We start from the raw sequence: 11900 nt of genomic DNA, 5'->3' as shown, positions 1-11900 counted from the left end.
CTTTTTTATTTATCGTTTAATGCTGTTACACCTGGAAGCTCTTTTCCTTCCATAAATTCAAGGGAAGCTCCTCCACCTGTAGAGATATGGGACATATTTTCAGCTAGCCCTGCTTTTTCAACAGCCGCAGCTGAATCACCACCACCAATAATAGTTGTTCCATCACAATCTGCTAAAGCTTTAGCAATAGAGTTTGTCCCTTGAGCAAATAGATCGAATTCAAAAACTCCCGCAGGTCCATTCCAGATCACCAATTTGGAGTCAACGATAGTTTGACGGAATAGATCAATGGATTGCGGACCGCAGTCTAAGCCTTCCCACCCCTCAGGAATATCTTCAACTGAAACAACTTGAGTTGTAGCTGTTTTTGAGAACTCATCTGCCACTACAGCATCCACTGGAAGCATTAAGTTCACACCTTTTTCCTTGGCTTGAGCTATAAAGCTTTTCGCTAATTCAATCTTATCCTCTTCTAAAAGAGAATTACCGACAGAATGTCCCTGCGCCTTGATAAAGGTATAGGAAAGACCTCCTACAATAATTAAGTTATCTACTTTATTTAGTAGATTCTCAATTACACCAATTTTATCCTTTACCTTCGCTCCTCCAATAATAGCTGTGAAAGGACGCTCCGGAGTTTCTAAAGCCTTCCCTAGAATCTCTAACTCTTTCCCCATTAAGAAACCAGCTACAGCAGGAAGATGATGAGCAATTCCTTCCGTGGAAGCATGAGCACGGTGAGCTGCACCAAATGCGTCATTGACGTATACATCTGCAAGCTGTGCGAATGCTTTCGCTAATTCAGGATCATTTTTTTCTTCACCAGGATAGAAGCGAACGTTCTCTAGAAGGACAATATCCCCTTCCTGCATAGAAGCAATATGCTCTTCTACCGCAGCTCCATATGCTTCATTTAGCTTCGCAACGTTCTTACCTAGTTTTTCAGAAAGGGCTTGTGCAACAGGATCAAGACGTAGAGCTTCTTTGACTTCCCCTTTTGGACGTCCTAAATGACTCGCTAAGATGACTTTTGCTCCTTGTTCCACTAGATATGTAATCGTAGGTAAGGCAGCACGAATTCTCGTATCATCCGTTATCGTTGTTCCATCCATAGGAACATTAAAATCAACGCGACAAAACACTCTTTTTCCTTTAAGATCAATATCTTTCACAGTCTTCTTTTGCATCATTTCGCCCCCTAAATAGGTATGATTCAATTGGAAAGAGGAGAATATAGCCATTCTCCCCTTATCTTTTTTTGCTAAACAGATTATAAACCTTTGCTGGCAATATATTCAACTAAATCTACAACTCGATTAGAATAACCCCACTCATTGTCATACCAAGATACGACTTTAACCATGTTTCCTTCGATTGCCATTGTAGAAAGAGCATCAATGGAAGAAGAATGAGGATCTCCATTGTAGTCTGAAGATACTAATGGCTCATCGATATAAGCTAGAATACCTTTTAATGGGCCTTCTGCAGCGGTTTTAAGTGCTTGGTTGATTTCTTCAACAGTTGCATCCTTTTCAAGCTCTACTACCAAGTCAACGACAGAAACGTTAGCTGTAGGAACACGCATCGCAAATCCATTTAATTTTCCTTTTAATTCTGGAAGAACTAGAGATACAGCTTTCGCAGCTCCTGTTGTTGTAGGAATAATGTTCTCTGCTGCTGCACGTGCTCTACGGTAATCCTTATGAGGTAAATCAAGGATTTGTTGGTCATTTGTATAAGAGTGAACAGTTGTCATTAAACCACGACGAATTCCAAATTGTTCATGAAGAACTTTAGCATATGGTGCTAAGCAGTTTGTCGTACATGAAGCATTAGAAAGGACATGATGGTTCGCTGGATCGTAATTGCCTTCGTTAACACCCATAACGATCGTAATATCTTCATTAGATGCTGGAGCAGAGATGATGACCTTTTTTGCTCCTGCTTGAATGTGCTTCTCAGCATTTGATTTATCTGTAAAAAATCCTGTACTTTCTACTACTACTTCTACTCCTAATTCGCCCCATGGAAGCTGAGCTGGATCGCGCTGTGCAAGAACTTTGATCTCTTTTCCATTCACAATAATCGCATTTTCAGTTGCTTCAACTTGAGCATCCAAACGTCCATGAACACTGTCATATTTTAATAAGTGAGCTAGCATCTTTGCATCTGTTAAGTCATTAACAGCCACTACCTCTACATTAGGATTGTTTAAAGCTGCTCTAAATACGTTACGTCCAATTCTCCCAAAACCATTAATACCAATTTTTGTTGCCATGATGATTTCCTCCCTCTCATCTAACCATTTTATTTATTTTGATAAGCTAGCCAGTTAGACCCGCTTATTAAAAACCGATACTTATTTCTTTAGTTTTCGCTCCACTTTTCTTTCCTTCACTTCACGATTCTTTTACCTCTTGTAGCATCGCTCGTGCAGCACCTTCATCCGTGATCAACACATCATGAACTCCGTGTTTAATGAAGGATAGGATCGCCATTGCCTTATCACTTCCTCCAGCAACTGCCAGAATGTGCTTCGCCTTGTGAGCATCCTCTAAGCGGAGCCCAATAGTCCTCACCTTATGAATAATTTCACCATCTTGGTTAAAATAGTATCCAAAGGCTTCAGAAACAGCTTTCTTTTCTTGAAGTAATTTAATCACTTGGGGACTGGCTTTTCTTCTTTCAGCCATGGTTTTAGCTTCCCCGATGCCATGAATGATCATACTTGATGAACGAATGAGGCTTAAAATGTCAACTACCTGTGGATCCAAGGACAATGAATCATATGCTTCCTTACTCAGTTCATCTGGAACATGAAGCAAACGATAATTTCCTCCAGAGCGTTGTGCCATCTGTGAACAAATGGTATTGGCTTGGTTTTCTACTTCCTCACCCAATCCGCCTCTTGCTGGGACATATTGTAATGTTCTCAGCTTAGAGCTTGGTTCATAGCTTCAGCTACTTTGGCAATGGTGGTTCCTCCTGTTACGGAGATAACCCAATTTTCCTCAGCTAAGCTCTTAATTTGTTCCACAGTAGCTCGTCCCAAATCTTGCTTGATCCATGGAGAAAAGAAGCTGTCGCCAGGAACAATAATCACCTTGCGAATGTGAAGGATCTTTGCTAGCTGCTGCTCCAATTCTTGTAAACCAAAAACCTCTCGCATAACCTCATCCATCTTATCCAATAGCTGCACGCCTTCTTCTGTAAGCGTCATACCAGCTGTGGAATAGAATAAAAGCCCTTGATCTTTCAAGAATTCGGTATCTGACCGAACCACACGTTCTGTCATATCCAGAAGTTGAGCTAGTGTCCTCCGACCAATCGGTTCCATCGAGCGAATGATCTGTAAAATTCGATATCTTTTCCCGAGGAGCTCCATTAAGTCTGGAAGAACCTTTTTTTGTATCTCTATTAGCCTTCTCAGATTGATCACTCCTCTAAACTCATTAGATGGACTCTTTTCGTCCCAGATAGACCTATTATGTCCCACTAACGCCAAAAAAATACCTCATTTCATAAATCATTCTATCAATGAAATGAGGAAAAATCAAGTAACTTTTTTAAAACCTTTTTCGCATGGAAGAGGACAAAATCCCTAGTTCCTCCCTGTATTTTGCGACTGTTCTACGAGCAATTTGAATCCCTTGTTTTTCGTCTAGAATTTGAACAATTTTTTGATCCGACAAAGGCTTCTTCTTATTTTCTTCATCGATCAATCTCTTGATCAGTTCCTTAATATACTGTGACGAGGTAGCTTCGCCATTATCACTGGCAATTCCATTGGTAAAGAAGTGCTTTAGCTCATATATTCCTTTGGGGGTCTGAACATATTTATGATTCGTCGCTCTAGACACCGTAGACTCATGAATATCTAGCTTTCTTGCTATCTCTTTTAAAGTCAGGGGCTTTAAAATATTTTCATCCCCCTCAAAAAATCGCCTCTGTTCCTTGACAATCATTTCCGTCACTTTTAAAATGGTTTGTTTTCTTTGATCTATACTTTTCTTAAGCCAATGAAGCTGGTTAAGTTGGTGATCTAGAAATTCCTTCGCTTCTTGATTCATTTCGATTAGCTCTTGATACTCCGAATTCATCTGAATGAGAGGAAGAATCCCGTCATTCATTTGGATATAAAACTGCCCCTTCTTCCCCTTCTGTACGAAAACATCTGGAACAATAAACCTAGTATCATATTGGGAGTAAAATCTAGCTCCCGGTTTAGGATCAAACCCTTTAATCATATCAGCAATCTCTTGAACTTCCGCCACACTGATTTTTAGCTTACTAGCCACTTTTTGAAAGCGGTTGGCAGCTAAATCTGAAAGATGGTGTAGGATCACATACTCACAGAGATCATCCTTACAATCACTATGCCTTAATTGAATCAGCAAACATTCTATCAAATTACGAGCACCTATTCCAAATGGTTCAAGCTGTTGAAGAAGGTATATAGCATTTTCAAATTCTTCCAAGCTTACTTGATAGTCTGCAGGAAGGCTCTGAAAATCCGCATCTAAATACCCAATTTCATTTAGATTGCCAATTAAGAACAAAAGAAGCTTTCGTTCAGTTGGACGTAAGGTCATATATCTAAGTTGGTCTTGTAGATATTGTTGTAAGGAAACACGGCGTTCAGCATAATAATCGATGGGATTCACATAATCTTGTTTAGAAGTCGAGTAATCTCCGTATCGGATCCCCTCTTTATCCTCCCATGCTGATGCTTTGTTCTGAGTATGCCTCTCTTCCTTCACTTGAAACTGTACGGGTTCTGTTATCTCTATCAAAGGGTTCTCATTTGCCTGCTCCCTTAAATAGTTCGATAATTCGATGGCGGAATACTGTAAAATGGTGATAGACTGTCTTAATTCTGGTGTCATCACAAGTTTTAGTTGTTGCTGTTGTATTAAACCAAAACCCATTTCCATTTCAGATTCCTCCTACTTTTTCTCAACTATCTCCATTGTACACGATTTCTACATTTATTTGTCGAAATTCTTTCACATTTGTAAAAAATTCTAATTCTTGTTTTTTATGAAAAAAAGAGATCCCTACATATATACGAAAGCGATTACATTTTATGAATACTTCCTACGCACTTATTTTGTTCGATAATCCCAAAATGCTGGAGTTTGTCTAACATCTACATGAATATGAGAATCATAGAGTCCAATTCCTCTAAACCCAATACTCCTGACTTCAGCTAATAAAGCCGTGATGGACAATCCATTAACCTGAATATCTGCTGCTTTTCCCAGTAAATGTTGAGAATTAGGTGAGCCCCCAATATTTCGATTATGCTCTACAGTTCGAAATCCCGAGGTGATATAAATAGGTCTTCCTATTTTAGTTCGCAATCGTTGGAGCCGATCCACCAATTCGGGATCTACCTTCACTAGATTTGTCCCTCCCTTACATTCAAACTCATATAGCCTAAAGTTCGCTGAAATTTGAATATCATTGATTCTCATCGCTTTTTCCGCACTCCCTTTGTCCTTTCTTATAGCTTATTCAGTTAGACGAGTCCTGTTCACTTTTTGTACAAATTCCGCAAAGTTCCCTTTCACTTTCAATATTTTTTACAAAAGAAAAACCCTTCGCCTTGCTGTAGGCAAAAGGGTTGAACGTAAATAAAAAAACTCCTCAACATGGCTCATTTGAGGAAGGTTTACACTTTGAATATAAAGTTGAATTTATATGGCGCACCCGAAGGGATTCGAACCCCCGGCAGACGTGGTACCGGAAACCACCGCTCTATCCAGCTGAGCTACGGGTGCAAAAAAAATAATCTTATTTCATTTAGTGCATTGTTAATTATACGACAATTTATCAGTAATTTCAAATGGGAAAAAGTTTAAGAAATGTCATTACCAAAGAATTCTGTCGAAAAAAAAGGATTTTGGAGTATATGTAGCGAATTAACTTTTCTTAGAACTTACATAGTCCCAATATTTACATCTACCAAAACAATCATCATTTTTTAAAGAAAATGATACACCTTGTAGGAGATGGATTTCATGAAGAAAAAAAGAAAGTGGTGGACCGTCCAATTGGTTCCTCATGGTAAAGGAGAAGTTCAATCCTATAGGATTCAATTTCTTCCTATTGTGATGGGAATTTCTTTTGCCCTTACCCTGCTACTAGTGATACTTAGTCTGTGCGTGTATCTATGGTCAGCAAATGATTCCTTACTCGACGATATGGATACCCTTCAACACATTGAAACAGAGAATGTTGAATTAAAATCCAAAATCCATCAACTGACCAATCAATTAACAGATTTGCATACTGAGGTCGGTGAACTCCAGGATTGGCTGAAGGAAGTGGAGCTATTGGAGCAAGAACTGAGAAATCCAGATGATACAAGCTCCATTCCACTACCAACCATTGATGATGGTGAAAAAGCTTCCTTGGTACGCATTGCCCATTATCCCCCTGAAAAAGAATTTAACATAGACGAAACCTTCGATTACATAGAGCAGCTCAAAGAAAAAATAAACAAAGTGAAATCATCAGGCGAGATGCAACATAGGAACCTAGCAGATTTAAAGGAACAACTTGAAGAAGAAATGATGTTAGCCCTGTATATTCCCTCAATCCCCCCTTCTAATGGAAGAATCAGTTCTTCTTTTGGTTGGAGAAAAGACCCCTTACACGGCAAAAAACGCCTGCATCAAGGCATCGATTTTGTCGATTATCATAAAGCACCTATCTATGCAACAGCTAGCGGAACGGTTGTCGCGGCTGAAAAAAATAGTGGGTATGGAAATCAAATTATTATTGATCATGGAAATGGCTATATCACCACTTACTCTCATCTCACCTCTTTTTCTGTAGAAAAAGGAGATCAAGTGACAAAGGGGGATGTCATTGGTCAGATGGGAAACACAGGGAGAAGTACAGGTGTTCATCTGCATTACGAAATTCATAAAGACGGGAACGTCATAAATCCAATTAGCTATGTCAAAGGAGAGAAGACTCTTGTTGGGAAAGAAACAGCCAATCGATAAGGTACAGATACATACAATTATAGGTCCTGGAACCAAAATAGAAGGAAAAATAAGCACGAAGGATTCAATACGAATTGATGGAGAAGTAGAAGGAGAATTGAAAACCGAAGGACATATCGTGATAGGAAAATCAGGAAAAGTCACGGGAGATATTCACTCGGCAAGCGTGACCCTTGAAGGTACAGTAGAAGGAAATATCACCGTTACAGACGGAGTTCATCTTGTAAGTAGTTCCAACCTCACTGGAGACATTCGTTCAACCTCTATTGAAATTGAGCAGGGAGCTATTTTTAACGGAAAAAGCTCTATGTCCCAACACACTACTCCAGAGTCTAGCAAAACCAAAAATAAGGATAAATAAGAACCTAAGCACAGGATGTATCTGTATCTATGTGTATATGTGTATATGTATATTATGTATGCTAGCAGCTACATCCTCCCCTTGTTCTACTCATGCTCCCACACTGTTCACACTTACCTATTTAACAAGAACAAAAATGAAAACCAAGCCACTGACACAAGAACAGGAAGCAGCATCGCCCTAGATAAACTCCCCCTATAAAGTTCAACATGAGGCTTAAAAAAACCACCAAACCGCTCATAATTCTTCGAGTTACGATACTTCAAAACAAAGCTTACTAGGATCAAATTCGTGTGCACTAAGAAGACTATGATGGTAGACATGATTAAATAAACAAGCGTTTCTTCCAATTTTCAGCTCTCCTTTTTTCACACAATATCTTTTGTAATAGTATACCATGAGAAACCTTTCTCTTCCCTCTCATTACACCACCCCTCTCCTTTTTCTAAACAAAAATCCTATTGATTTATTTCTCTATGAATAATTTAACTAAAAAATACAAACTGTAACTATGAACGATCATTAATTCATGTAAGATATTACCCTTGTTCGAGGAGTGGGATCAATTGAAGAAAAAAGGTCAATGGTGGACTCTCCAGCTCGTTCCTCATCGAAATGGAGAAGTCTTATCGTATAGGATTCAATTTCTTTCAGCGATCATAGGAATATCTTTTGCCCTCTTTATTCTAAGCTCTGTGTTGATTAGCTGCTACTATTTGTGGTCCATGAATCATTCCCTGCAACATAACGTTGATGAATTGACTCTTATCGAGTCTGAAAACTCTCGATTAAAGGCACAGCTTCATGAGATCACTGACCAGATGATCGACCTGCATCAGGATATAGATGAACTTCAAGAGTGGTTGAAGGAAATGCAAGGCTTAGAAAAAGAACTGCGAAATGGAGAGGCTACTAGCCTTCATTCCTCAACAATCGATGAGTTGGCTATTAAAACGTCCTCTGTTCGGATCTCCAATCAGGATACAGCAAAAAAAGGAGGGCATATCGATAGCTTTTCACAGCTTGAAGAGGTAAAAAAAAACTTCAACGGATGAAAAACACAGCAGAAATACAGCATAAAAATTTAGTGGCTTTAAAAGAACATATCGAAAAAGAAGAGCTCTTATCTCAATTCATTCCTTCCATTCCACCTTCAAATGGCAGGATCAGCTCTTCCTTCGGCTGGAGAAAAGATCCCTTTCACGGTCAAAAAAGAATGCATAACGGAATTGATTTTGTTGATCAATATGCCGCACCCGTTTATGCTACAGCAAATGGTACCGTGATTTCAGCCAAAGTGAATAGTGGCTACGGGAAGCAGATCATTATTAACCATGGGAATGGCTATAAGACAAGCTATTCTCATCTTAGCTCCTATGAAGTAGCTGAAGGAGATATTGTAACAAAAGGAGAGATTATTGGGAGAATGGGCAGCACGGGAAGAAGTACAGGTGTCCATCTTCATTATGAAGTTCATTTGGACGGCAAAGTAATGAATCCAACTCAATATATAAAAGGAGAGAATTTTCTTGTTCGGAAAGAAAATACAAAGTGATAAAATACATACGATCATCGGAACTGAAACTACATTGGAAGGAGTGCTTAGCTCAAAAAGCACTCTGCGTATTGATGGCAAAATTATTGGCGAAGTAAAATCGGAAGGACATATTATTATTGGAAAAACAGGCGAAATCCAAGGAGATATCCATTCCAAAAGCATAACCATTGAAGGCACAGTAGAGGGCAATATGTTCATTCAAGAGCGAGTGCAGCTCGCAAGCACCTCTCACTTAACAGGAGATATTCATGCAGCCTCCATTGAGATTGAGCAAGGTGCCATCTTCAATGGCAGAAGCACCATGCAAGCCGCTCCATCCAAAACCACTGTCCTTGCTACCGTTGAACCATTACAACAATAAATCTTATCGTCATGATGAAGCGAGGCGTTACAATGTCAATATGACATGTAACGCCTCAACTAGTCTTATTGTGCTAACAATTTTTATAGAGGAATGACTCGTGCAATTTCCTCTTTGATCTCTGCCATTTGAAAGAGAGATTCTTGTTCAGATCTTCCTCGGACACCAATGTAAATCTTCAATTTGGGTTCCGTTCCTGAAGGACGCACGCAGAACCAAGCACCGTTCTTCAAGAAATACTTGACGACATTCGATTGCGGTAAGAGGATCTGCTCTACACCTTCTACTGTGCCATCTGCTGTATAAATTGTTCTTTCTTGCTTTTTGTAATCCTCAATCATCTCAACAGATTGAGAAGCGCACTGCGTAACAGGGTTTGAGCGGAGGTGATCAATCGCTTCTACGATTTTCTGTACCCCTTCCTTCCCTTTAAGCGTAATGGAGATCGTATCTTCTTTAAAGTAGCCATGCTCTTGATATAACTCTTCTAAAGCATCGAGCAGAGTCATGCCCTTCGATTTATAATAAGCTCCCATTTCAGCAGAAAGCAAGACAGCTTGAATCGCATCCTTATCTCTTACTTCATCCCCCACTAAATAACCATAGCTTTCCTCATATCCAAACAAATATCTTCCCGTTCCATTCTCATAGAACTGGCGAATTTTTTCTCCGATAAATTTAAAGCCTGTTAAGGTATCGATTGTCTGCACACCAAATGCTTCTCCAATCACACGTCCCATTTCTGAAGTTACGATGGTTTTGCATATCGTATCTTGGGGGTGCAGAGTCCCTCTTTCTTTCTTCCTTGAAAGTAAATAATGTAGAAGCAAAGCCCCCGTTTGGTTTCCTGTGAGGACAACATATTCACCTGCTTTATTTTGCACCACGACTCCCATTCGGTCGGCATCGGGATCGGTTCCCATGATCATATCGGCTCCATGCTCTTTCGCATAACGAATGGCTAGTTCAAACGCTGCATGTTCTTCAGGATTCGGAGATTTCACAGTGGAGAAATTAGGGTCTGGAACAGCCTGCTCTTCCATGATTTTTACCTTTTTAAATCCAACCTTATCCAGCACCTTTTCAACCGGAAATAATCCTGTGCCATGAAACGGGGTAAAGACGATTTTATATTGCTCCGCCATCTCTCGGATCATCTCTGTTTCTATCGCTAGAGAAGACACATAATCTATATATTGCTGATCTAATGTATTATCAAGATAGACAAGAAGCTGTTGTTCTATTGCTGCCTGTTTATCCATTATTTTTACTTCTAATTCATTCTCAACTTGATTAACGTAACGAATGACCTCATCTGCATCCTCTAGGTTTAATTGAGCTCCATCATTGCCATAGGCTTTATATCCATTATATTCTGGAGGATTGTGACTGGCTGTAATCATGATTCCTGCATCCGCTTTTAATTTTCGGACAGTGAAGGAAAGCTGTGGAGTAGAACGCAAAGCTGGATAGACATAGGCTCTGATTCCTTGGTGAGCTAGCGTTAACGCTGCTTCCTCCGCAAATTCAGGTGATTTATGGCGACAATCATAAGCAATTACCACACTTTTTTGATCAGATGGGTTTTTATCTTCCTTTTTATGTACATACTGTGAAAGTCCTAGTGTCGCTTTACGGATGATGTAACGGTTCATACGATTTGTTCCTGCTCCGATCTCGCCACGGAGACCACCTGTTCCAAAAGAAAGCTGAGTATAGAAGCGTTCTTCGATTTCTTTCTCATTCTCTTGAATACGAACAAGCTCGGCTTTGATTTCTGGATCTAGTTCTGGATGTTGCATCCACTGATTAAAGCGTTCCATATAATGATTCATTTGTTTACATTCCCTTCAAAATATTTGACCTTTTTTGACCTTTTGTTGTAAGATAAAGAAGATGATAATAGTTGTTTATTTCAAGGAGGTTATGAAGATGTATTTAGTGCCTACAGTTATTGAGCAAACCAACCGTGGGGAGCGTGCTTATGATATTTACTCACGATTATTAAAAGATCGCATCATCTTTTTAGGTACAGCCATTGATGATCAAGTAGCGAATGCGGTTGTTGCACAGCTTTTATTCTTAGCAGCTGACGATCCTGAAAAAGATATTTCTCTATACATTAATAGTCCTGGAGCTCCATTACTGCTGGTATGGCTATTTATGATACCATGCAACACATTAAGCCAAAGGTATCTACAATTTGTATTGGTCTTGCTGCTTCTATGGGTGCTTTTCTTTTATCCGCTGGTGAGAAAGGAAAACGCTTTGCTCTGCCTAATGCCGAAGTTATGATTCATCAGCCACTAGGGGGAACTCAAGGGCAAGCAACGGATATTCAAATCCACGCCAAACGAATTATTCAAATGAGAGATAGCTTGAATAAAATCTTAGCTGAACGTACAGGGCAACCACTAGAGCGAATCGAAAAAGATACAGATCGTGATAATTTCATGACCGCTCAAGAAGCAAAAGAATACGGTTTGGTCGATGAGGTTATTACGACGACTCCTACTACTAAATAATACAGTATATTCCATAAGAGTGAAATAAAAATGTAAATAAAAAAGAGTGATTATTATGTGAATGATCACTCTTTTTTAT

10 protein-coding genes, 1 tRNA gene and 2 pseudogenes are annotated in these 11900 nt (G+C 39.4%); 6 read left to right on the top strand and 7 right to left on the bottom strand.

The window, feature by feature from the left end; all coding sequences use genetic code 11:
• Positions 1-5: 5 nt before the first annotated feature.
• The 6 genes and pseudogenes from JCM10596_RS01235 to JCM10596_RS01210 form a co-directional block, all read right to left on the bottom strand.
• Positions 6-1187 carry a phosphoglycerate kinase gene (locus tag JCM10596_RS01235; RefSeq protein WP_025025582.1) on the bottom strand — a complete coding sequence of 394 codons (1182 nt, stop codon included), beginning with the start codon at positions 1185-1187 and terminating at the stop codon, positions 6-8.
• 83 nt (positions 1188-1270) lie between these two features.
• A complete protein-coding gene (gene gap / locus JCM10596_RS01230; RefSeq protein WP_025025581.1) occupies positions 1271-2278 on the bottom strand; it encodes a type I glyceraldehyde-3-phosphate dehydrogenase in 1008 nt (335 codons plus the stop codon).
• A gap of 121 nt (positions 2279-2399) precedes the next feature.
• A pseudogene (locus JCM10596_RS23175) lies at positions 2400-3430 on the bottom strand (sugar-binding transcriptional regulator).
• A gap of 136 nt (positions 3431-3566) precedes the next feature.
• Positions 3567-4934 (bottom strand): RNA polymerase factor sigma-54, encoded by a 1368-nt coding sequence (gene rpoN / locus JCM10596_RS01220; protein ID WP_025025580.1) that lies wholly within the window; start codon positions 4932-4934, stop codon positions 3567-3569.
• Between the two features lie 171 nt (positions 4935-5105).
• Positions 5106-5477, bottom strand: a complete 372-nt coding sequence (locus JCM10596_RS01215) for a D-Ala-D-Ala carboxypeptidase family metallohydrolase (RefSeq protein WP_199900102.1) — start codon at positions 5475-5477, stop codon at positions 5106-5108.
• A gap of 227 nt (positions 5478-5704) precedes the next feature.
• Positions 5705-5783: transfer RNA gene (locus JCM10596_RS01210), tRNA-Arg, on the bottom strand.
• Positions 5784-6023: 240 nt separating this feature from the next.
• On the opposite strand from JCM10596_RS01210, the gene JCM10596_RS29890 reads away from it, so the two are divergent.
• The 5 genes from JCM10596_RS29890 (at position 6024) to JCM10596_RS01180 (ending at position 9296) form a co-directional block, all read left to right on the top strand.
• Positions 6024-7016 (top strand): M23 family metallopeptidase, encoded by a 993-nt coding sequence (locus JCM10596_RS29890; RefSeq protein WP_025025578.1) that lies wholly within the window; start codon positions 6024-6026, stop codon positions 7014-7016.
• Positions 6988-7377 carry a bactofilin family protein gene (locus tag JCM10596_RS01200; protein ID WP_025025577.1) on the top strand — a complete coding sequence of 130 codons (390 nt, stop codon included), beginning with the start codon at positions 6988-6990 and terminating at the stop codon, positions 7375-7377. The genes JCM10596_RS29890 and JCM10596_RS01200 overlap by 29 nt, the downstream gene beginning before the upstream one ends.
• Before the next feature lie 566 nt (positions 7378-7943).
• Entirely contained in the window at positions 7944-8432 is a 489-nt protein-coding gene (locus tag JCM10596_RS01190; RefSeq protein WP_025025575.1) for a hypothetical protein, read from the top strand.
• Between the two features lie 32 nt (positions 8433-8464).
• On the top strand, positions 8465-8932 hold the full coding sequence (locus JCM10596_RS01185) for a M23 family metallopeptidase (RefSeq protein WP_159102291.1): 468 nt from the start codon (positions 8465-8467) through the stop codon (positions 8930-8932).
• On the top strand, positions 8907-9296 hold the full coding sequence (locus JCM10596_RS01180; RefSeq protein ID WP_025025573.1) for a bactofilin family protein: 390 nt from the start codon (positions 8907-8909) through the stop codon (positions 9294-9296). The genes JCM10596_RS01185 and JCM10596_RS01180 overlap by 26 nt, the downstream gene beginning before the upstream one ends.
• An 83-nt stretch (positions 9297-9379) precedes the next feature.
• Here the strand turns inward: JCM10596_RS01180 and JCM10596_RS01175 are convergent, their stop codons facing one another.
• Positions 9380-11131, bottom strand: a complete 1752-nt coding sequence (locus JCM10596_RS01175) for a phospho-sugar mutase (protein WP_025025572.1) — start codon at positions 11129-11131, stop codon at positions 9380-9382.
• 97 nt (positions 11132-11228) lie between these two features.
• On the opposite strand from JCM10596_RS01175, the pseudogene clpP reads away from it, so the two are divergent.
• Positions 11229-11821, top strand: a pseudogene (gene clpP, locus JCM10596_RS23165) (ATP-dependent Clp endopeptidase proteolytic subunit ClpP).
• Positions 11822-11900 lie beyond the last annotated feature (79 nt).

It is taken from the genome of Caldalkalibacillus mannanilyticus JCM 10596, assembly GCF_000615945.1.
In the GTDB taxonomy this organism is placed as follows: domain Bacteria; phylum Bacillota; class Bacilli; order Caldalkalibacillales; family JCM-10596; genus Bacillus_AT; species Bacillus_AT mannanilyticus.
Note: the sequence above shows the minus strand (reverse complement) of the source record. Positions and strands in the feature narration are given on the sequence as shown.